Origin of the sequence: Nostoc sp. PCC 7524 (genome assembly GCF_000316645.1) — a bacterium.
In the GTDB taxonomy this organism is placed as follows: domain Bacteria; phylum Cyanobacteriota; class Cyanobacteriia; order Cyanobacteriales; family Nostocaceae; genus Trichormus.
Genome location: NC_019684.1, coordinates 2,110,130 through 2,132,500, shown reverse-complemented (window position 1 = coordinate 2,132,500; position 22,371 = coordinate 2,110,130). Strand labels below are relative to the sequence as shown.

General features: G+C 43.6%; 21 protein-coding genes (1 of these 21 running past the window's edge). 9 read left to right on the top strand and 12 right to left on the bottom strand.

All coding sequences use genetic code 11. The annotated features are described in order from the left end of the window. Positions 1-602, top strand: the end of a protein-coding gene (gene coaBC, locus NOS7524_RS08430; RefSeq protein ID WP_015138068.1) for a bifunctional phosphopantothenoylcysteine decarboxylase/phosphopantothenate--cysteine ligase CoaBC. It extends 622 nt beyond the left edge of the window; the window shows 602 of its 1,224 coding nt (coding positions 623-1,224); the start codon falls outside the window, past its left edge; its stop codon occupies positions 600-602. A 15-nt stretch (positions 603-617) separates the two neighbouring features. On the opposite strand, the gene NOS7524_RS08425 is transcribed toward coaBC, so the two are convergent. The 3 genes from NOS7524_RS08425 to NOS7524_RS08415 all read right to left on the bottom strand — a co-directional run bounded on the left by NOS7524_RS08425 (position 618) and on the right by NOS7524_RS08415 (position 4,090). Then, positions 618-1,757, bottom strand: coding sequence for a HAMP domain-containing protein (locus NOS7524_RS08425; protein ID WP_015138067.1), 1,140 nt, complete (start codon positions 1,755-1,757; stop codon positions 618-620). Positions 1,758-1,842: 85 nt separating this feature from the next. Continuing rightward, positions 1,843-2,511, bottom strand: coding sequence for a response regulator transcription factor (locus NOS7524_RS08420; protein WP_015138066.1), 669 nt, complete (start codon positions 2,509-2,511; stop codon positions 1,843-1,845). Further along, positions 2,489-4,090: a sensor histidine kinase gene (locus NOS7524_RS08415; RefSeq protein ID WP_015138065.1), complete on the bottom strand. Its 1,602-nt coding sequence runs from the start codon at positions 4,088-4,090 to the stop codon at positions 2,489-2,491. The genes NOS7524_RS08420 and NOS7524_RS08415 overlap by 23 nt, the downstream gene beginning before the upstream one ends. A 388-nt stretch (positions 4,091-4,478) precedes the next feature. Here NOS7524_RS08415 and NOS7524_RS08410 point away from each other — a divergent pair, with 388 nt between their 5' ends. From NOS7524_RS08410 to NOS7524_RS08380, 7 genes are all read left to right on the top strand, one after another. Then, positions 4,479-5,765 carry a glycosyltransferase family protein gene (locus tag NOS7524_RS08410; RefSeq protein ID WP_015138064.1) on the top strand — a complete coding sequence of 429 codons (1,287 nt, stop codon included), beginning with the start codon at positions 4,479-4,481 and terminating at the stop codon, positions 5,763-5,765. Positions 5,766-5,797: 32 nt separating this feature from the next. Further along, positions 5,798-7,084 carry a glycosyltransferase family 4 protein gene (locus NOS7524_RS08405; RefSeq protein ID WP_015138063.1) on the top strand — a complete coding sequence of 429 codons (1,287 nt, stop codon included), beginning with the start codon at positions 5,798-5,800 and terminating at the stop codon, positions 7,082-7,084. A gap of 3 nt (positions 7,085-7,087) precedes the next feature. Beyond that, complete coding sequence (locus tag NOS7524_RS08400) at positions 7,088-8,245, top strand: glycosyltransferase family 4 protein (RefSeq protein WP_015138062.1); 1,158 nt, start codon at positions 7,088-7,090, stop codon at positions 8,243-8,245. Beyond that, positions 8,246-10,087 (top strand): ABC transporter ATP-binding protein, encoded by a 1,842-nt coding sequence (locus NOS7524_RS08395; protein WP_015138061.1) that lies wholly within the window; start codon positions 8,246-8,248, stop codon positions 10,085-10,087. It abuts the gene before it with no gap. Between the two features lie 22 nt (positions 10,088-10,109). Further along, entirely contained in the window at positions 10,110-11,099 is a 990-nt protein-coding gene (locus NOS7524_RS08390; RefSeq protein WP_015138060.1) for a phosphotransferase family protein, read from the top strand. 30 nt (positions 11,100-11,129) lie between these two features. Next, on the top strand, positions 11,130-12,764 hold the full coding sequence (locus NOS7524_RS08385; RefSeq protein ID WP_015138059.1) for a CocE/NonD family hydrolase: 1,635 nt from the start codon (positions 11,130-11,132) through the stop codon (positions 12,762-12,764). A 393-nt stretch (positions 12,765-13,157) separates the two neighbouring features. Next, the gene (locus NOS7524_RS08380; RefSeq protein WP_015138058.1) at positions 13,158-14,132 is read left to right on the top strand and encodes an NACHT domain-containing protein; all 975 of its coding nucleotides are present in this window, start codon (positions 13,158-13,160) and stop codon (positions 14,130-14,132) included. Position 14,133: 1 nt separating this feature from the next. Here NOS7524_RS08380 and NOS7524_RS08375 read toward each other — a convergent pair whose 3' ends face one another. Next, complete coding sequence (locus NOS7524_RS08375; protein ID WP_015138057.1) at positions 14,134-15,585, bottom strand: Ni/Fe hydrogenase subunit alpha; 1,452 nt, start codon at positions 15,583-15,585, stop codon at positions 14,134-14,136. Between the two features lie 96 nt (positions 15,586-15,681). After that, entirely contained in the window at positions 15,682-16,296 is a 615-nt protein-coding gene (locus tag NOS7524_RS08370) for a CP12 domain-containing protein (protein WP_015138056.1), read from the bottom strand. A 108-nt stretch (positions 16,297-16,404) separates the two neighbouring features. Here NOS7524_RS08370 and NOS7524_RS29905 point away from each other — a divergent pair, with 108 nt between their 5' ends. Then, positions 16,405-16,803, top strand: a complete 399-nt coding sequence (locus tag NOS7524_RS29905) for a hypothetical protein (protein ID WP_171815360.1) — start codon at positions 16,405-16,407, stop codon at positions 16,801-16,803. Here NOS7524_RS29905 and NOS7524_RS08360 read toward each other — a convergent pair. The 7 genes from NOS7524_RS08360 to NOS7524_RS29900 form a co-directional block, all read right to left on the bottom strand. Further along, positions 16,790-17,335: a coenzyme F420-reducing hydrogenase subunit gamma gene (locus NOS7524_RS08360; protein WP_015138054.1), complete on the bottom strand. Its 546-nt coding sequence runs from the start codon at positions 17,333-17,335 to the stop codon at positions 16,790-16,792. The genes NOS7524_RS29905 and NOS7524_RS08360 overlap by 14 nt on opposite strands. 145 nt (positions 17,336-17,480) lie before the next feature. Further along, positions 17,481-18,074, bottom strand: a complete 594-nt coding sequence (locus NOS7524_RS08355; RefSeq protein ID WP_015138053.1) for a DUF3122 domain-containing protein — start codon at positions 18,072-18,074, stop codon at positions 17,481-17,483. Positions 18,075-18,197: 123 nt separating this feature from the next. After that, positions 18,198-18,914: a bidirectional hydrogenase complex protein HoxU gene (gene hoxU / locus NOS7524_RS08350; protein ID WP_015138052.1), complete on the bottom strand. Its 717-nt coding sequence runs from the start codon at positions 18,912-18,914 to the stop codon at positions 18,198-18,200. Between the two features lie 139 nt (positions 18,915-19,053). Next, positions 19,054-20,655 (bottom strand): NuoF family protein, encoded by a 1,602-nt coding sequence (locus tag NOS7524_RS08345; RefSeq protein ID WP_015138051.1) that lies wholly within the window; start codon positions 20,653-20,655, stop codon positions 19,054-19,056. Beyond that, positions 20,642-21,154: a bidirectional hydrogenase complex protein HoxE gene (gene hoxE, locus NOS7524_RS08340; protein ID WP_015138050.1), complete on the bottom strand. Its 513-nt coding sequence runs from the start codon at positions 21,152-21,154 to the stop codon at positions 20,642-20,644. Before hoxE ends, NOS7524_RS08345 begins: the two co-directional genes overlap by 14 nt. Before the next feature lie 206 nt (positions 21,155-21,360). Then, on the bottom strand, positions 21,361-21,891 hold the full coding sequence (locus NOS7524_RS08335; RefSeq protein WP_015138049.1) for a universal stress protein: 531 nt from the start codon (positions 21,889-21,891) through the stop codon (positions 21,361-21,363). Positions 21,892-22,084: 193 nt separating this feature from the next. Then, a complete protein-coding gene (locus tag NOS7524_RS29900; RefSeq protein ID WP_171815359.1) occupies positions 22,085-22,231 on the bottom strand; it encodes a hypothetical protein in 147 nt (48 codons plus the stop codon). Between the last annotated feature and the right edge of the window lie 140 nt (positions 22,232-22,371).

The following is a 22,371-nucleotide window of genomic DNA, read 5'->3' as shown; positions in this document are numbered from 1 at the left end:
GAACGCGAGAGTATCTTGACCCAGTGCGATTTATTGGCAATCCCTCGACAGGTAAAATGGGGTTAGCTTTAGCACAAGCCGCCCTACATCGAGGCGCAAATGTTACCTTAGTTCATGGGGTAGCTAATTGGGATATACCCTTGGGAGTGCAAGCAATTCCGGTAATTAGTGCGGAGGAAATGCAGCAGGTAATGTGGGAATATTTGCCTCATGCAGATGTCATTGTCATGTCTGCGGCTGTTGCTGATGTCAAGCCCAAAGATTATAGTCCAGAGAAATTACCCAAGCGATCGCTCCCCCAAACCTTACCCTTAGAACCAGTACCAGATATAGTGGCTCAATTAGCACAACACAAACAACCCCATCAGTTGTTAATTGGTTTTGCGGCTCAAACCGGGGATATTGTCACGCCAGCAATGGAAAAATTGCAGAGAAAACAATTAGATGTAATTGTAGCCAATCCGATTGATCAACCTAATAGTGGTTTTGGCAGTGAAAATAACCAAGCCATATTTTTAGATAGTCAAGGACGGCAAGTAAAAATTTCACCTTGTTCTAAATTACAAATGGCGCACCATCTATTTGATTTTATTGCCAAGTAGCTCGATGCCCAAGTATTAGTTATTTGTTTTTTTCTGGTCATTTTTCGCAGTTTCTACGAGTTGCGCTTGAGTACGCCGCAATTCGTCTAATGCCAACTCTAAACTGATATTTTTATCATTTAACTCCCGTGTCCGTTCACATACTTTTTCTTCCAACACCTGGCTGTATACTTCTAGTTGTTCGTTAGCATCAGTTTGGACTTTGATGAGTTGCTGAACTTCCAGGATCAGACGATTGAGGGAAGCAGCCAATATCCCCACTTCATCATTAGTTGTTATGGGGGCTTGCAAATCGAAATTAGATTCTTCTATCACTTGTTGAGCAACGTGGGTGACAGTTTGAATAGGATGAGCAATGGTGCGACTGGTGTAAATTGCTAGTAATGTGGCGATCGCAATTGATAATGATAGGCTCCCGATAATGACATATAGCCGTAATTTCTCTGCTCGTCGCAGTTCCCACTTTGCTTGTTGATACTCCTCAGATATGACTTCCACAAGATTTGTAATATCATCAAGAAAATCATCAATCATAAACATTGACGAGCTGTGCATGAAATTGAACAGTTGGGTTTGTCCCGCTTTAACCTCGTTTGGTGATAATTGATGGGGATTGTTACCTCGAAACAAAGCCTCTGTACGCTGTAAGTAAGTATCAAAACCTTTGTGAGTTTGTAACAAACGGTGAACGGCTTTTTGTTCGATTACAGAATCATATATAATCGGGTTCTCAATACTGTAGTTAGCTTTGAATTCAAACCAAACTTGTTTAGCTTGTTCAACATACTTAAGTAACAGAGCATATTGTCCTTGCCATCTTTTTGGTTGATCCATGTATAAAATCAGCTTGTGTTGATTGGTACGAACACGAAACACAATGGTTTTGAGTTGGTACATCTGATATAACTCTTCAATTGCCGCTTCCTCTCGTTTTTGCGCTTGTTTCTGGTAATGATCCGCAATTAGAAACCCAATGCTAGTTCCCAGTACGGCGATACTCAACAGCAGCCCATATCCAATGCCAATCTTTTGACCAACCTTAAGACGACTGAACCAATACTTCAAATTGCTGGTATCTGGATTTGAGTTACTTGATGGCAAGGGGCTATTAGACTGGTCAAAAGCCAGTTCATCGAAATTTTTGTGCTGTTTCATCTGAATTACGACCCAGATAGAGTTAAATCCGTTCCTGTCAGGGATTGGGAACTGGAGACTGGGGAGAAAAAATACATACTCAGCACTATGTTCGCAAGCGATAACCCATGCCCCTGACTGTCTCAATCAGTTTGCTGCCTAGTTTCTTACGGAGATAACCCACGTACACATCAACAATATTAGAACCTGGATTATAGTCGTAACCCCAAACGTAATCTAAAAGTTGTTCTCGACTGATGACTTGTCCTGGATGACGGCAAAACATTTCTGCCATTGCAAATTCACGGGCAGGTAGTTCGATGAGGCGATCGCCTATTTTTACTTGTCGAGTCCGCAAGTTTAGGATCACATTACCAGCTATCAAGGTAAACTCTTGGGCATCTCTAACAGGTCTGGCACTCCGTAACCGCAACCTTACCCGCGCCAGTAATTCTTCAAAGCGGAAAGGTTTAGTAACATAATCATCTGCACCCCCTTCTAGTCCAGCAACCTTATCATGAATATCACTCCGGGCAGTGAGGATAATCACAGGTAAGTCTTCTCCTTGTCCGCGTAATTCTTCGAGGACTTGGAAACCGTCTTTGCCAGGCAACCCTAGATCCAAAATTAACAAGTCAAACGTTCCATTTTGCAATACATCCAGCACATATCGCCCATCTGCAATTACTGTGGTTGTGAATCCTTGCGATCGCAATCCTTTTTGAATAAATGAGGCAATCCGGGGTTCATCTTCAACAATGAGAATGTTGGGCATAGCTACTCACTTTTGGCGGTGGATCGAGTGGTACAACGATAGTAAACATCGAACCTTTTCCTAACTGACTGCGAACTAATACTTGTCCACCGTGGGACCGGGCGATCGCACGCACTATGGACAGCCCCAACCCTGCACCCTCGGAACGACGACGACTATTAGAAGTCCGGGCAAAGCGTTCAAAGATGCGTTTTTGATCCACAAGGGGAATGCCTTCACCTGTATCGCGTACCCAGAACCGCACCTTGCCTTTGGCGATCGCTGAACCTATGGAAATACTATCACTCTCCCCAGTATGCTGAGTAGCATTTTGCGCTAGATTCATCACAGCTTCGGTAATTCTTTGGCGGTCAACCACAATTTGACCTTTCGCCACAGCATCCAGTTGCCAGTCCCTCTGTGCTAGTGCTTGAGCTTTGACAAATAACTCTTGGGTTAACTCTGCCACATTTACCGTTGTTACCTGTAAAAAGTCTGCACGTTCTGCTTTTGCCAGCAAAATTAGATCATCCACTAAACGGCTCATGCGGTCTAGTTCTCCTATAACCAGTGCCAGAGTTTCCTGCTGTTCTTGGGGATCATCTTCCATCAGTTCCAGATGTCCGCGAATGATGGTGATGGGAGTTCGCAGTTCATGTCCCGCATCGTTGACAAATTCCCGTTGAGTAGCAAAGGCTGCTTCTAGCCTGTCCATCATTTCGTTGAAGGTTTTTGCCAATTCTCCTAGTTCTCCCCTACTGCGTGTTGGTAAACGCTGAGTTAAATCTGATTCACTAATGGCATGAGCCGTGGTGATCATCGTCCGTAGGGGAGCCATAATCCTCCCCGCAGCTAACCAAGTCAGGATTAACGACACCACAAACACCAAGATGAAAACTTCCATAATCACACTAACTGCTTCTAGAGCTTCTACCCTTTCTCCGGTGGTGTTGTGGGCAACAACAAAGACTCCTCGGACTTGTCCTTGAATGGTAACAGGTTCAACTAAGTAAAGAATATTTTGGGCATTCAGGTCAGAAAATTCTGTTTCTCCCTGCTCTGGTTGGGTTTGTTCTGCCCACCGTTTCATGAGTATTGAGTCTCTGGCTAAAGGTTTGGGGCGTGCGCTAGGACTAGATTCGTAAAATTCACCATCTATAAAAGTAATGAAATAAGATTCATCTTCTGGTAATCGATACAATAGATAAGACCGAAACAGCTTCTGTAAGTCTTCTATGGAGGCTAGGGGGGTAGTTTGTTCATCTTCAGAAAGCAACATATTCCATTGCTGAGAATCTTTTGGTGGCTCATTATGAGTGAATGTATTCTCTGCTATTAATCTTTTGCCCTTCATCAACACTTTGAAAGCTTTCATATCTGCTTCCATATCCTGACGCACACGCTCATCAATGCGCTGGTAGAGTTGGTAACGAAATGCGGGAATGGCAATGAGAAAGGTTATTCCTGAAATCAGTAAGTACCAGAGCAAAATCCGGGTGCGTGCTTCTCTAAAAATTTGCCGCCCGACTGTCAATAACTGAGTGATTTTAATGGCAAAACTGCGCCCATTGCCAGTGCCTTGTCTCTGATTTGCTGTCATGTTAATCTCTATTCATCATCTAAAAAACTGGTTTAACTGATATTTTATTGCCAACAAATTATGTTATCTAAAATAGACATCATTCTTTCAAAGTATTTTTAGCAAATTCATACTCAATCTCACATGAGAAAAGTCTCATCTACTTTTCATACCTATTCAATAAATATTCGATATTCTAAGAAAACTCAGGTTGTTACAGTAATTACAAATTTATTTTTTTGAAAAAAGTGTTCCCTAATTACTTAAAACTTTTGCACCTGTCCAACCTACGCGCAAGAGGTAATGCAAAATTTCCAACTATTAAATAAAAAGACTGAAACCCAGAATTAATACAAATTACCTAGCGAAATTTCGTAGGGCATAACAAATTACTTGGTCAGGAGTGCATATGAACAACTGGTTCACCCAATCTAGAGAAATAGAAAGAACATTAGCTGGCTTAGAGTCTTCAGATATCGGTAATTTATTTAGTAATGTTCGTAAATGGCGCATTGCTTTATATTCCCACGACACAATGGGGCTGGGACACAAACGCCGCAATTTGTTGATTGCTCAAACATTAGGATGTTCACCCCTAGAAACTGATGTTTTGATGATTAGTGGCATCCAAGATGGTAGCAATGTACACACACTTCCTGGGGTGGATTGTTTGACTTTACCTGCTTTGTACAAAAATGTGGATGGAAGATATCAAGCACGACGATTAAATTTGTCATTGCAGGAGATTATTACACTGCGATCGCAAGTTATTCTGACCACCATCAAAGCCTTTCAACCTGATATTTTCATTGTAGATAATGTACCGCGAGGAGCAGTCAGAGAGCTAGATCCCACCCTAGATTACTTACGTACCCAAGAAAAAACCCACTGCATTCTCGGTTTACGAGATGTATTAGATGAACCCGCTTCTGTACGTCGAGAGTGGAAGCGAGAAGCTAACGAAGAAGCGATTCAAACCTACTATGATGCGGTATGGGTGTATGGTGATCCAGCTATCTATGACCTGAGAAAAGAATATCGTTTCCAGCCAAAAACTATGGCCAAATTCCGCTACACTGGCTATTTTGACCAGCGTAGGCGGCTGAAGTGCGTGAATGCCGAAAGCGTTCAGGCATTTAAATCGCTGCATCTGCCATCGGAAAAATTAGTATTGTGCTTAGTGGGAGGTGGACAAGACGGAGCGCATTTAGCAGAAACATTTGCTCATGCGGAGCTACCACCAGAGATGAACGGCATCATCTTAACAGGGCCGTTTATGCCGCCAGAAGTAAGACAACGAGTGCAAAACTATGCGGCTCAACGTTCCAACTTGCGCGTATTGGAATATTTACCTGAACCAACGCTATTACTAAATCGAGCCGAACGCGTCATTGCGATGGGTGGTTACAACACCACTTGTGAACTGCTGTCATTTCAGAAGCGATCGCTCATTGTCCCCCGCATCCAACCTCGGCGAGAACAATTAATCCGTGCTGAACGCTTACAGTCATTAGGCTTAGTTGATGTACTGCACCCACACCACCTAACATCTCAAGCATTGACAGACTGGTTAATGCAGGAAGTACCACCCCCACAAGTCCGTAACTGTGTCGATCTCAACGGACTCACCCGCATTCCCCAATTCGTAAATGAAATACTCACCTGTGCTGATCATTCATCAAAACAAGCCTCTTAAAGAATTCAAAATTGCAGACAGAATTATAAATTATGACCATGTGTGTTGGTTACGTTCTCAAACGTTATCCTCGCTATTCGGAAACCTTTGTAGTCAATGAAATTTTGGCTCATGAAGCGGCTGGCTTAAATATGGAAATTTTTGCGTTAAGGCCACCATCTGATACTCACTTTCAAAATATTATTTCCCAAGTGCGTGCGCCTGTAACCTACATTAAAAAGCCAATTCAAGGACGGGTGAGCGAATCACTCAATAGTCTTGCGCCTACAGCTGCTAGCTATTTTTGGGCAGAATTACAAGAAGCAAGTAAAGTTATTCCAGACTTTTGGCCCAAGTTGGCAATTGCTCAAGGTGAACAAGCCAGCACCGTCTACCAAGCTGCATGGTTAGCACGAGAAGCGCGACTCAAAGGCATCACTCATTTACACGCTCACTTTGGTACTGTTGCCACCAGTGTAGCTCGGTTAGCATCTCACTTTACAGGCATTCCCTATACCTTTACAGCCCATGCTAAAGATATCTTTCATGAAAGCGTTGAATTTGCAGACATGGAACGCAAGCTGAAAGATGCGGCTACTGTTGTGACTGTTAGTGATTACAACCTTAATTATTTGCAAAATACCTATGGTGTAGCGGCAAACAAAGTTCAGCGTATTTACAACGGCTTAGATTTGCGGCAATTACAATATTCTTCTCCGGCTGAACGTCCCCCCTTAATTATTTCAGTCGGGCGATTCATTGAGAAGAAAGGGCTATCTGTTTTGATTGATGCTTGCGCCATCCTGAAGCGATTAAATTGTGAGTTTCAATGTCAAATTGTCGGTACAGGATCATTAGAACCTGTGCTGCGCCAACAAATTCAAGATTTAGGACTGCTATCGACTGTGGAAATTATCGGGCCACGTCCCCAAAATGATGTATTTCAATTGGTGCAGCAAGCTGCTGTGTTTGCAGCGCCTTATGTGATTGGAAAAGATGGCAATCGGGATGGATTACCTACAGTTTTACTAGAAGCAATGGCATTGGGAACACCTTGTGTGAGTACCGATGTGACTGGGATTCCTGAATTGGTGCAGAATGGGGAGACGGGATTAATTGTACCGCAACATGATGCAGAGGAATTAGCGATCGCACTTAGGAAACTGCTGACTGATTCAGCTTTGCGCGTGCAGTTGTCAACTCAGGCTAGGCAGTTAATTGAGTCTGAGTTTGATATTCATCGTAATGCTGGGATATTACGGGGTTTATTTTTCGCGCCAACCTGTCAAGGAGAATACAAGGATCTGAAAACTGCTGCCAAATTAGTTCAGGAGGTGTGAAGGGTGAGAGTTGCTTATGTTTGTGCTGATGGGGGAATTCCTGTATTTGGGCAGAAGGGATGTTCTATTCATGTGCAGGAAGTAATACGCGCATTGCAAGGGCAAGGTTGCCAAGTGGAATTGTTTGCTACTCGCTTTGGGGGAGAAGTCCCCACAGATTTAGCTGGTGTTGTAGTTCATCAACTCCCAACAATCCCCAAATTAGAACGGGCGGTAAGAGAGCAAGTTGCTTTGGGGATGAATCGGGATTTGCGTCTAGATTTGCAGAAGTTTGGCTCTTTTGACTTAATTTATGAGCGTTATTCTCTTTGGAGTTATAGCGCCATGGAATTTGCTCAAGCTATGGGAATTCCCGGATTATTAGAAGTGAATTCACCTCTGATTACAGAACAGGCAAAGCATCGCGGTTTAATTGATCGCAAAAGTGCAGAACAAGTAGCCAATCGGGTGTTTGCAGCTGCTACAACACTCATCGCTGTTTCTGAGGCAGTAAAAACTTACTTAATGAATTATGTGGACAGTAGCAAAGTTCATGTGATCCCTAATGGTGTCAATCCTACCCGCTTCCCTGCCCTTCGTCCTGCTACTCAACCAGAAACCTTGACAGTGGGATTTGTTGGCTCATTGAAACCGTGGCATGGATTACCAATTCTCACGGCAGCTTTTGCTCAACTGCGTCAAAGTGTTCCTGAAGCTAAACTTTTAATTGTGGGTGATGGCCCGGAAAAAGAGAATCTGGAAGCTGAATTAGCTGCATACGGCTTAGATTCCCATACTCAATTTACCGGGGCGGTAAATCCTGATGCCGTCCCCAAATTATTAGCAAGAATGGATGTCGCTGTGGCACCCTACCCAGCACAATCTGATTTTTACTTCTCACCGTTGAAAGTTTATGAATATATGGCGGCTGGTTTGCCTGTAGTTGCTAGCCAAATCGGGCAGTTGGCAGACTTAATTGATACAGGGGTGAATGGCATTCTCTGTCCCCCAGGTGATGCGATCGCCTTGGCAGAGGCTTTAGAAACATTATGGCGATCGCCTACTCTGCGCCAGCGTTTAGGAGAAGCGGCTCGCCAAAAGGTGATGGACAATCATACCTGGGATGCGATCGCTCAACAAATTCTCAATCTAGCCGGACTCAATTTGGGGGTAAGAAGATAAATGTCAAAACCCCTCAAACAAGCTGTTCCTGGGTTGTGGGGAGTGCTGAGTTATTTCTGGCCTTATCTTCGCCAACAATATGGACTCCTGTTAATTTCTGCGATCGCTCTCATCGCAGATGTCGGACTACGGGTGTTAGAACCTTGGCCTCTGAAATTTGTTTTTGATTATGTATTAATACGTAAAAATCAGCTAAATAATACTCCAGTAATTACACAACTAGAACCAATGGCACTACTGACACTTTCAGCCGTGGCAGTTCTTGTAATTACCGGATTACGTGCCTTTGCTGCCTATTGGAGTACCGTCGGACTAGCAACAGTCGGCAGTCGAGTCATGGCTGAGGTGCGTAATCATTTATATCGTCATCTGCAAAATTTGTCTTTGGCTTATCACACCAAAGCTCGTAGCGGTGATTTAATTGTGCGTGTGAGTAGCGATGCTAGCCGTCTGCAAGAAATTATGATTACGGCAGCATTACCCCTAGTAGTTAGTATACTTACCCTGTTGGGCATGATGGGGGTGATGTTTTGGATGAATCCCAGTCTCACCCTACTGTCACTATTCACCCTACCGTTGTTTTGGTTACTGACTAATCGACTCAGCCAGCGAATTCGAGAGTCTTCATTAAAGCAACGCCAACAAGAAGGTGCTGTGGCGGCAACGGCGGCTGAGTCAATTGCTGCCATTAAACTGGTGAAAGCCCTATCGTTGCAAGATGCCTTTGCAGGGGTGTTTGCTCAACAAAATCAGCGTAGTCTCAAAGAAAGCGTCAAAACTCAACGGTTGGCGGCTCACTTAGAACGTACTGTAGATGCTGTGATTGCCTTGGGAACAGCAATTGTTTTATGGTACGGCTCTTGGCTGGCATTGCGAAATACTTTAACCCCTGGTGATGTACTGGTATTTCTTACCTATCTTAAAAATGCTTTTAAACCAGTTCAGAACTTTGCTAAATACATCGGACGACTGGCTAAAGCTGCTGCCTCTGGTGAGCGAATTTTAGATGTATTAAATCAACAGCCTGATGTCCGTGATTTACCGGGTGCAATCCCAGCCCCGATTTTCCGAGGTGCAGTCTGTTTTGATCACGTTCACTTTGCCTATGAATCAGGGCAAGTTCTACTGCAAGATATCAATTTAAACATTCAACCGGGACAACAAGTAGCAATTGTGGGGACTTCCGGTGGTGGTAAATCTACATTAGTAAGTCTATTATTGCGGCTTTATGACCCAACAATGGGGCGGGTGATGATTGATGGTAGAGATATTAGAGATTACACGTTGGCATCTTTACGTCCGCAAATTAGTGTAGTTTTGCAAGATAGTCTGTTATTTGCCGCTACTATTCGGGAAAACATTGCTTATGGGATTGCTGGGGTATCTGATGGAGAAATTGTCGAAGCGGCTAGTTTAGCTAATGCTCATGATTTTATCCAAGCTTTACCGCAAGGATACGACACCCTGGTAGGAGAACGCGGTGCGACACTTTCCGGGGGGCAACGCCAACGCATTGCGATCGCTCGTGCGGCTATTCGTCAAGCCCCTATTCTGATTTTAGATGAACCTACTACTGGCTTAGATAAGGGTAATGAGAAGGTTGTGATTGATGCGTTGCAAAGGTTGTCACAAAATCGCACGACTTTTTTAATTACTCATGACCTTGGTTTGGCTACTCGTGCCAGTATCATTCTCTATATGGAAAATGGGCAGGTGGTGGAACAAGGTTCTCATCTGGAATTGATGGCAGAGAATGGGCGTTATGCGGCTTTGTATGAGATGCGAAATGAGGGTTTTGAGGATGTAGAGAGGAAGGAGTTTTTTAACGCAGAGGGGCGCTGAGGTGAGCGCGGAGGTACGCTGAGTGTTAGCAAGGTTAATTACTGATTCTAAAATGCCTTTTTTGTCGGCGGCGATTGATCCGTTGCAGGTGGAGGAATGTTTTAGTAGGTGTTTGGCGATCGCTCAAAGTTTTCGTGTTCAAAAGGTGGAAGTTATTCGTCACAAAGTTGGGCGGCGTTGTTTGATTGAATATGAATTGATTGATGCTTCTGGGCAAATAATGACGCTAATTGGTAAAGTCCGCGCTAAGGGAACAGATTTTCATAGTTATGAGTTACAGAAATCTTTGTGGGAACAAGGATTTGCTGATGATAGTGCTGATGGTATTTCTGTACCTGAACCTGTAGGGATAATTCCTGAATGGCAAATGTGGTTACAGCGCAAAGTTGCAGGAGCGATCGCTACTCAACTTCTAGGGCAGAAAAACGGTATTTTCATCGCAAGACGCATTGCGGAAGCTGCCCATAAACTTCACCAAACTAATATTCCTCCCCGTCGTTCTCATAGGATGTCCGATGAACTGCGAATCTTACATGAGCGCATTCCTTTAGTCATACAACAATATCCAGAATGGCAAGAACGCTTAGAGCGCATATTAGAAAAATGTGATCATTTAGGACAAAATACACCAGAACCAAAACGCTGTGGTATTCACCGTGATTTTTATCCTGATCAAGTGATTATTAATGGTTCTCGTTTATATCTGATTGATTTAGATTTATATTGTGAAGGTAATCCGGCACTTGATATTGGTAACTTCCTCGGTCATATTCAAGAATATAGCCTTCGCACTTTTGGTAATTCAGCAGCATTATGCGATTGGGAAAATGCTCTAACTGCAAGATTTATTCAGCTGACAAGCGATAAATTTCACGCTGCCATTGCATCCTATACTATCCTAACTTTAGTACGACATATTTATATCAGTACCCAATTTTCAGAACGTCGTTCTTTTACCCCAACATTATTACAAATATGCGAACAGCGCCTCAAGATAATTCTTAATTTGTAATTCAAATTTCTGCATTTTTGGTTTTTATCTATGCTCAAAGTCCTCCCCAAACAAACTGCCTCTATGTACACCCGCAATGGTGTGCGCCTAGATGCAGATATCTACCGTCCCGATGCAGTAGGCAAGTTTCCAGTATTATTAATGCGACAACCCTATGGTAGAGCGATCGCTTCTACTGTTGTCTATGCCCATCCGAGTTGGTACGCTGCCCACGGTTATATTGTCGTGATTCAAGATGTACGGGGGCGGGGGACTTCTGACGGCGAATTTAAATTATTTGCCCACGAAATTACTGATGGTGAAGATACAATCAATTGGGCTGCAAGTCTTCCTGGTAGTAATGGAAAAGTGGGAATGTATGGTTTTTCCTATCAGGGAATGACGCAATTATATGCAGCCACAGCTAAACCACCAGCCCTAAAAACCATCTGCCCAGCGATGATTGGCTATGATTTATACACAGATTGGGCTTATGAAGGTGGCGCATTTTGTTTGCAAACTAATTTAGCTTGGGCAATTCAATTAGCAACGGAAACAGCCCGTTTACGTGGTGATCAAGCAGCCTATCAAGCATTATTTGCTGCCTCTCGCAATTTACCTGTAAATAATCCCGAAATTCTTCAGAAACTCGCACCAGAATCGTTTTATCACGACTGGGTAGCCCATCCCGAACCTGATGACTACTGGCAAGAACTCTCACCCAAAAGCTATTTCCACGGCGTTGATTTGCCCATGTTTCATATCGGCGGATGGTTTGATACTTACCTGCGCGGTACGTTGCACTTATATAAAGATATGGTAGCCTGCGCCAGTACACCCCAAAATTTATTAATTGGCCCTTGGGCGCATCTACCTTGGGGGCGCAGAGTAGGCGAAGCTGATTTTGGTAACACAGCCGCTAGCCCCGTAGATCAAATGCAGATTCGCTGGTTTGATCAGTTTCTTAAAGGTATAGATACAGGTTTATTAGATGAGTCGCCGGTGCGCTTGTTTGAAATGGGTAGCAACATTTGGCGCGATTTTCCCAGCCTACCTACACCAAATCAGAAATTTTACTTCTTGTCAACCACGGGACTAGCCAGTATCCGAGAAGATGCTGGAATTCTAATACCCAGTCCCCAATGCCCCATGCTCAATGCCCAAGATATATTAGTCCATGACCCTTGGCGGCCAGTGCCATCTGTAGGTGGTCATGGGACAATATCGGCGGGTGTGTTTGAGCGATCGCATCTTGATTGTCGTTCCGATGTGTTAACTTACACCACTGAACCTTTAACTACAGATTTACATTTAATCGGGGATACTTTTGTAGAAATATCATGTGTTGCAGACCAACCCAGTTATGATTTATCTGCCGTACTATCGCAGGTATATCCTGATGGTAAAGTGTACAACATTACGCAAGGTTATCTACACTGCAAAGACGGAATTAACCACATCACTAGAAAAATTCAATTACAAACAACTTGTGTGCGAATTGCTCAAGGTAATGCTTTGCGTTTAAGTTTGAGTGCAGCTTGTTATCCAGCCTATGTTATGAACTCCGGGAATAGTTCAGTATTAAGTAGTGATAGTTTACTAAGTTCTCAAATAATTACCCTGACTATTAGTTGTGGTGGTGAACATAGTTCTCAGGTTTTGTTGCCAGTAATTAGTCATAGCTAATTGACTGAAAACTTAATGATGAAATTGCAGTATTTAGTCAGAAGTTTACTCCTGATTGTTTTATATAGCAGTAGCCATATAGATTAGGACATCCAACAATCCTAAAACCTTTACAATGAAAGGCTTTCAATTCTGTCACCTATCACCTGTCCCCTGCTATATAATCAACCAGAAAATGTTCACCATAAACTAAAATAATGTGGTGTTTATTTTAAATAATGGGCAATACTAGATAACCCTGATTTCTTGGATGAATCGGGGTTATTAAATTTCACTATCACAAATATAATATTTATCTTAAATTAGCTAATAGTAAAAATTGCTCATTTTTTTTCAAAAAACAAAATTATGGATAGACTAAGAATTATTCATTTCTAAACCGATAAGTTAAATATGCAAGACTTAATTGCTGAAATCTTGAAAGTTTTGTTACGTAGTGGAAGAACACTGTTTGCCCATGGTACACCTAGAATAATTATTGTATTGATGTTGCTTGCTCAATATCGAAGTAAATTTGAACAGGCTAACTCTTTCATCAAAATATTTGAAATGTGGGAGCCATTCATTCTGAATAATGTCTATGTGCCGATGGAGTTTTTAACTGGAAATTCTAGCGAAAATCGGCAATCAAGTATAGAAATTGTACGTGATACAAAACACCTCATTGTCCTTGGTCAACCTGGTACTGGAAAGTCCACATATTTAAAATATGTCGGACTAGAAAGTTTAAGAGGAAGAGAAGGTAATTTTGGACACAGAGTAATTCCGGTGTTTGTTGATGTACAGAGACTAAAAATGCCCGATAACAACATTTTCAATATGATTGAGAAAAAATTTATTGATGCCCAGTTTTTATATCCTAGGGAGTTCACACAAACAGCACTTGAACAAGGAAATTTACTTATATTAATTGATGGCATAGATTTGATTCCAGAGAGGCAAGAAAGCAATGAATATAATAGACAGCAAGGTATAAATCACATTCAAGATTTTATCGATAGGTACGGTCAAAACCGCTTTATTTTATCCTGCCGTACTCAGTATAGGCACATTTATCGAAATAGATTTTCTAGTTTTAAAGAAAGGGAAATAGCTAATTTTAACGATCGCCAAATTCGGGATTTTATTTGTCGGTGGTTTAATTTTCCGCAAAATTTAGACCCGATCGCAGGTAATAATCTCTGGAGATTGCTACAAACAACAACCAATGAAAAAGCTAGGAATTTGGCTAGGATTCCCTTATATCTTGCATACATATGTATTCAGTACCAGCATTTATCCCCTACAGATGGTAACTTTTTGGATGACTTAGACTTTACCCAAGCCTTCCAAATGTGGGAATTATCCAGAAGCAATTCTGAGACATAATTTATTGTCGGTAAACTTGATCAACAACACTGCCATCGGCGGCGACTAATTGAATTTGCAATGGCATTTGTCCGACGGCATGAGTTGAACAACTTAAACAGGGGTCAAAAGCACGAATTCCAGCTTCAACACGATTGAGCATTCCTTCTGGAATTTCTGACCCTTGAATAAAATGTCTGGCAATTTGGGCAACGGTGCGATTCATCGCTAGGTTATTTTGACCAGTGGCAATCACTAAATTGACTTTTTGCAATAAGCCATTTTCATCAACTTGATAATGATGGAATAATGTACCTCGTGGTGCTTCACTCACCCCAACACCTTCTAATTGATTCACTCCTGCTTCTGCACGCAATCGATTTGATAGTAAATCAGGGTCATCTAATAAGATTTCCACAGATTCAATACAGGCGAGAATTTCAATTAAGCGGGCATAGTGATAGAAGAATGATGATGTTACAGCACCTTGAGCTAGTTGACGAAATTCCCGTAATTCTTGATCAGCTAAAGGTGTACCGATCGCACTACAAACATTTAAACGTGCTAGCGGCCCGACTCGATACATCCCACTATCTAAACGGCAACGTCCGTCACTGTCTGGATATCCCAAGGGGCGATAATAGGGTGATTTTAAGTAAGAATCCGGTTGCACTGCTTCCCCAATAAACTCTTGATAGCGGGTAGGATCAAGTTTATCGGCAATAATATTACCGCCACTATCAACAAAGCGAATATAGCCATCGTAAGTTTCCCATAAACCATCAGGGGTAACTAAACCCATAAACAAGCTAGGGAAATTACCAAAGGTTTGGACTTCTCTTTGATAATCTGCGAGTAACTGCTTAAATACACCCAAAGCATTAATGATAGTGGCGCGTGCTTCTGGAATCCGTTGCTGAATGTGGGTACGTGCTTCTGGTGTGAGGGGTTCTCTCACTCCCCCAGGAACAGCCCAAGCCGGGTGAATTTTCGCACCTCCCAATAATTCAATAATTTCTTGCCCAAATTGGCGCAAACGAATACCACCACGGGCTAACTCTGGTTCGGCAGCGATTAAGCCAAAAACATTACGTTTTTCGGGATCGCTATCCATTCCCAGCAATAAATCTGGGGCGGTGAGGTGAAAGAAACTCAAAGCATGGGATTGAATAATTTGCCCCCAATTCATCAGCCGACGCAGTTTAGAGGCGGCCTTTGGTATGGTAACAGATAAGATGCGATCGCCTGCTTTCGCTGAAGCCAACAAGTGGCTCACTGGACAAATACCACAGACACGCGCCGTAATTCCGGGCATTTCCCACAGAGGACGACCTTCACAAAACTTTTCAAATCCTCGAAATTCGGTGACATGAAACCGAGCATCGCTAACTTGTCCAGTATCGTCCAGGTAGATACTAATTTTGGCGTGTCCCTCAATGCGGGTAACGGGAGCGATGATAATTCTTGTGGACATGGGGAGTGGGGAGTGGGGAGTGGGGAGTGGGGGGGCAGGGGAGCAGGGGGAGATGGGGAAGATGGGGAGAATAACTATGGACTATGGACTATGGACTCAGCACTCATAAAGTCTTGCTTCTAGTGCTTCGGGGTATTCGTCGCAATATTCATCAAAGGCGGTTTTGCTAATTCTCTCGGCTCTTTGGTGGGCGATTTCTGATTGCAGTTCTTCGACAACATCCCAAGCGGCGGCGCATTCTTCGGAACGAACACCTTTTTGGGCGCAAATAGCACGGGCTTTTTGAATTTCGTCTTGTAATTCTTGCTCTAATACAACTGTTCGAGGTAGTTCTAGGAATTTGCTTTGAGCCAAAATGTCTGTGAGGGAAATGATACCCAATAACTCCCCTTGGATTACAGGCGCTCTGTGTAAATTATAGTCAGCAAATAATCGAGCTACGTATTCTATACCTAGGTTGGGATTGACTGAGATGCAAGGCTTGGTCATGATTTCGTAGACTCTGACTTTACCAGGGTCTTTACCATAAGCAATAACTTTATATACAATGTCGCTCTCGCTAATAATGCCGTAAGCGTCTTGTTCATGGCGACGATCTACAATTAAGGCTCGCCAGTCTCTAGCACGCATCAAATTTACTGCTTCGGCTACAGTGGCGGAACTGCGAATAGTCGCCACATCTTTTGTCATCACGTCTGCTGCTGTTAACATAATTACCCCGATAAATTCAAAATTAAAAAAGGCTAGCTGATTGATGGGAGTGGGGAGTAGGGAGTGGGGACTGGGATGGGATATAAGAGAAGAGAAGGTAGGGAAACTTTGAGATCAGAACAGGAAACTTTGAGTTCAGAACGAGAAACTTTGAGATCAGAACAGGAAACTTTGAGTTCAGAACAGGAAACTTCAGGTTCAGAACGAGAAACTTTGAGTTCAGAACGAGAAACTTTAGGCTCAGAACGAGAAACTTTGAGTTCAGAACGAGAAACTTCAGGCTCAAAACGAGAAACTTCGAGTTCAGAACAGGAAACTTCGAGTTCAGAACCAGAAACTTCGAGTTCAGAACAGGAAACTTCAGGCTCAGAACAGGAAACTTCAGGCTCAGAACGAGAAACTTTGGCTTCAGAACAGAAAATTTTAGTTTTTAATTCTCTTCTTCTCTCCCTCCCCAATCCCCAGTCCCCAATCCCCAGTCCCCAGTCCCCCCTTACCCAAACTTGATAAATTCACGTCCTTCTAAGTGTGGTTTTTCTCCTCGTAATAATGGCTCTAAAACGGCGCGGATGCGTGTGGCTGAGGGGGGACAGCCGGGTAAATAAATGTCAACTGGTACTACAGTATGTACAGGTGTTACCCGATCTAGTAATGGGGGGACAATACCTGGTTCTTGGGGAATCTGAGGATAAAGATCAGCTGTTTGGATGTAAGAACGTTGTAGGACTGTTTCCGCATTACCTACAGGATTGCGTAAAGCTGTCACATTACCAGTTACAGCACAGTCACCAAAGGAAATTAAGATTTTAGAACGCTCCCTGACAATCTGGATGGTTTGCAAGTGTTCTTCATTAGCGATCGCACCTTCTACCAATACCACGTCTACACCCTCTGGATATTTTTTAATATCAGCAAAGGGACTAAAAACTACATCTGTCTGTGCGGCTAAATCAATCAGCCATTCGTCCAAATCTAGAAAGGACATATGACAGCCAGAACAGCCACCTAACCATACTGTTGCTAATTTCAAGCGAGACATAATAATTCAAAATAGTCTACGACAAGGCTTGCGCCCACAAAATTCAAAATTAAAGAATTGTTGGGAAAAATTTCCCCCATCTCCCCCCACTCCCTCATCTCCCCCATCTCCCCCCACTTCCCCATCTCCCCCCACTCCCCACTCCCTACTCCCTACTCCCCAGACTTTGCCATTCTTGGACAACACGCAGGGGTACAGAGATATTGATGGAGCGATCGCCGGGTTGGGGTATGCTCAAGACTAGAGGTTCTGTTGGTAAAGTTGGCAAGATAGCTTTTAAGTCATACTGCCCGATGGTTGGTGCTGGTGCTTCATTTAAGAACACATCAGCAGCAGAGAAGACTTTGCCTGTCGCGGTGGTAATTTTTAAGGGTTGGGGATGGATGAGTTCGGCGGAACCGGGAAACCCTACCAACCGCAGATTTAAAGTTTCTCCTTCACCGGGATACACTTGCTTAAACAGGACAACTTGCCAAACCTTTCCTGATTGATCATCTAATCTTGTCTGTGAGCGATAAAGAAGTTCTGCTGTGGCTGTTTCTTGTGGCTCGACAGCTGCAATGACTGTTTCTGTATAGAGACTTCCTAAACCCAGGAACATAAAAATCGTCAGAATCCCCAACAAGAGTAGCCACCAAAATAGACTTTTTAAAGAAGTCGGAGACAGACACATAGAAAACAGGTGCGGAATTTTGCTGTTCCTGTTGTACTGTTTCGGTTTTCGTCTGATTTTCGTCATCAAATTCACCTCCTGGTGTGGGTGAGGATGGGGGAGTGGGGGGAGATGAGGGAGTAGGGGGAGATGAGGGAGAAGTGCTTTCCAGTCCCCAATCCCCAGTCCCCAGTCCCCAATCCCCAGTCCCTAAAGATTCCATTGCTGTTTTTCCCGTGCGGTAACTAAAAAATCAAGTTTGGCGCGATCGCGTTTCATTTCGCCGACGCTGGAACCTTGGTAAAATAATGCACCTGTGGGGCAAGCACTGACGCATTTGCCGCAGGAGGTACAAGTTTGGGAGGTTCCCCAAGGTTGGCTTAAGTCGGTGATGACGTGGGATTTTGTTCCCCTCCCTGCCATATCCCAGGTATGTGCGCCTTCAATTTCGTCACATACACGGATGCAACGCGTACAAAGAACACAACGGTTATGGTCTACGCCGTAGCGATCGTGAGATAAATCAACTTTGCGATCGGGGAAATGGTAGGCTAAACGTACGTGATCCATACCCATTTCAATGGCTAAGTCTTGCAGTTCACAGTTACCGTTAGCAACACACACCGAGCAGATGTGATTTCCTTCGGCAAACAACATTTCTACGATGGTGCGGCGGTAATTTTGCAGGCGATCGCTCTTAGTAGTCACTTCCATCCCTTCGGTAACTTTGGTCACGCAAGCCGGAAGTAATTTATTCATGCCAGCAATTTCTACCAAGCACAGCCGACAAGCACCCACATCTCCCACACCTTCTAAATGGCACAGTGTAGGAATATGAATCCCAGCTGCTTGCGCCGCCTGTAATACCGTTTCTTCCTCACGGGCGCTGACCATCTGACCATCGATTGTTAGTGTTTTTACGGTCATGATACGTATCCAATACTTTAGTCTGTTACGCTTGGGGATTGGGGCATAAACAAGTCAAAAGTCAAGACTTATTGGGAAATATCTCCTCTGCTCCCCCGCTCCCTTATCCTCCTCATCCCCCTCATCCTCCTCATCTCCCCTACTCCTTAACTAAAGCCAAATACTCATCATGAAAGTACCGCAGGGTACTAAAGACAGGATTGGGCGCAGACTGGCCTAAACCGCATAAGCTGGTGTGCTTCACCATGTCGCATAGTTCTTCTAGGAGTTGTAAATCCGCGTGTGATGCTTTACCTTCGCTAATTTTGGTTAATAATCCATGTAACTGCACAGTTCCTACCCGGCACGGAATGCACTTACCGCAGGATTCATCCATGCAAAATTCCATGAAGAAGCGGGCAACATCTACCATGTTGGTAGTTTGATCCATAACGATCATCCCACCAGAACCCATCATCGAACCCAGGCTGGTTAAGGATTCATAGTCTACAGGAGTATCAAAGGCGGAGGCGGGAATACATCCCCCAGAGGGGCCACCTGTTTGTACTGCTTTAGCAATACCATCATCGGGAATACCGCCACCCATTTCTTCTACTATTTGCCTTAAGGAAGTACCCATTGGCACCTCTATTAAACCTGTGTTGCGGATTTTGCCTGCTAGCGCAAATACTTTTGTCCCTTTGCTTTTGGCAGTACCGATACTAGCGAACCAGTCCGCACTTTTACGGATAATGGGTGCAATATTAGCAAAGGTTTCCACATTGTTAATTAAGGTGGGATGTCCCCATAAACCAGATTCCGCCGGATAGGGGGGACGGGGACTAGGTAAGCCGCGTTTACCTTCGATAGAAGCCATTAAAGCCGTTTCTTCACCGCAAACATAAGCTCCTGCACCAATGCGGATATCGATTTTGAAATCAAAGGGAGACTCGAAAATTTGACTACCTAAAATACCGAGGCGTTGGGCTTGATGAATGGCAGTTTGTAAGCGTTTAATGGCGGTGGGATATTCTGCTCGGACATAGATATAACCTTGACTTGCACCCACAGCATAGGCTGCGATCGCCATTCCCTCTAACACCCGATGGGGATCACTTTCCAACACACTCCGATCCATGAATGCGCCGGGATCACCTTCATCGGCGTTACAGATAACAAATTTGCGCTCTCCCTGAGCTTTAGCTACCGTTGCCCATTTCAAACCCGTGGGATAACCAGCACCACCACGTCCCCGTAAACCACTGCGGCTAATTGTGTCTACAACTTCCGCCGATGTCATCTCCCTGAGAACATGGTATAGAGCTTGATAACCACCAGTGGCAATGTAAGATTGAATGCGATCGGGGTCAACTTTACCACTGTTTTCTAATACAATCGGCTTTTGGGATGTAAAAAATGGTTGGTCTAAGTTCACTACCGACAGCGTTGACTCTTGTCCTTTGAGCGTGTCAATAATTGCAGGTGCATCTTCAGGAGTAACTTTTTCATACAGGGTATCTTTCTCAGTCCCCATTTTCTCAACTTCCACTAAAGGCCCCTGACAGCACAAGCGCATACAGCCCACGCCAGAGACTTGTACTTCTTTCTCCAAACCCTCTGCTTTGGCGGACTCTTCTAATTTTTCCTTAACCGCTTGCGAGTTAGCAGAAAGACACCCAGCCGCCGTACAACAACGAATTTGGATTGGTTTAGTTTGGGAACGTTCTTGGCGAGCGATTTCTAATAGTTCAGTCAGTTCCATGTTTGAGCCATCCTTCCACGCGATCGCAAACAGATTCCGGGGTTTGATGGCCTAACACTGTGCCATCAAACACCACCGCCGGGGCAATTCCACAAGCACCTAAACAACGAGCTGTGAGTAGTGATAATTGACCGTCAGCAGTAGTTTCACCAGCGTGAATTTGCGTAGATTTTTCCAAATTTGCCAAAATTGCTGGTGCGCCTTTTACGTAACAAGCTGTACCTGTACACACCACACAACTATGAGTACCTTGTGGTGCTAAAGAAAACAAATGATAGAAAGTTGCCACCCCATAAACCCGACTAGGTGGCAGTTTCAGGTTATGGGCGATATACAGCAGTAAATCATTTTCCAGGTAGCCAAACAGTTCTTGAGCTTTATGGAGAATTTCAATCAGTGCATCTTGTTGATATTGATGACGCTTGATAGTTGCATCTAGCATCTTCAAGCGTTTATCCCCACTGGGATGAGCATGATGTGGTGGTGAAGTTGCTGTCACGTCGCTACACTCCGAATTCAAAATTACAGGAATGAGGGATTGGGGATTGGGGACTGGGGACTGGGGACTGGGGATTGGGGACTGGGGATTGGGAAGACTCTCCCTTGTCTCCCACCCTGCGGGTAGGCTTACGCCATCGTAAGAGAAGCTGACGCTACATCCCCCTCATCCCCTCTGCTCCCCTGCTCCCCTGCTCCCCTATTCCCCTACACCCCCACACCCTCTACACGTTTTTGCGTATCCGTTGCTTTCGCTGTATCTGGACAATGGACTATGTGAACTGAACAGGGCGCATGGTGAAGGACGTAGTTACTTACACTACCCAGGAATAGTTCTTTAAACCCAGCTAAACCCCTGTGTCCCATGACGATTAAATCAGCGTTCCACGTAGTCGCTAATTTACAAATTGTGCGTCCAGGACTACCTAGAATTTGTTGAAATTCCGTAGATACCTCTACGGTGTTAGCTTTAGCACTCAAGGATTGCAACATCTTCAATCCTTCATCTTTAAAGCGATCCCATTGTTTTTGATATACTTCAAAGCTTTGACCACTTAATCCCGGATAGTAGTCATAAGTGGATACCATAGGGATGTTAGGACTACCGTCTTCTTCTGGTGACAAAACGTGTAACAACATTAAACTGGCTTGTGTTGCCTTGGCTAAAGTTAATGCTTGTTCAAAAACTTGTTGTCCTGTTTCCGAGCGATCCAATGCAACTAAAATTTTTTTCAGCATATAGACCTCTATCATTATTCATTGAGGTTTTTGGTCTTAAATTAAGTTCTTTTAGTAGTTAGTCTTAGTGAAATAAAGAGTCTAGAGACTAGAATCTGTGAATCAGTACGCTGCTCACGCCCCGAACAAAGCTAACAGCACCGGCTAAACGCCGCCCTACCGTTAACATTACTCAGCACTCATTCACCCCACACTATTGTTTATAAGACAACAATTTGAGGAACTTGTGAGGAAGGTAGTAACTCGCGCCTAATCCGGGGAAAAATGATTGATATTGATGTTTTTGGCTAAATATCGCCATAACTTGTGAATAGCGATCGCCATCATGTTTTTTGTACAATTATGATTAGTATTATTTTTTGTATAAAAATATAAATTTAAATATGCAGATTTTCATAGTAAATCTATTTCTAAAGTTTGATAAATATAGATATTTGTTAATTAACATTAATAATCAAGAGAGCAATCATTTAATATACG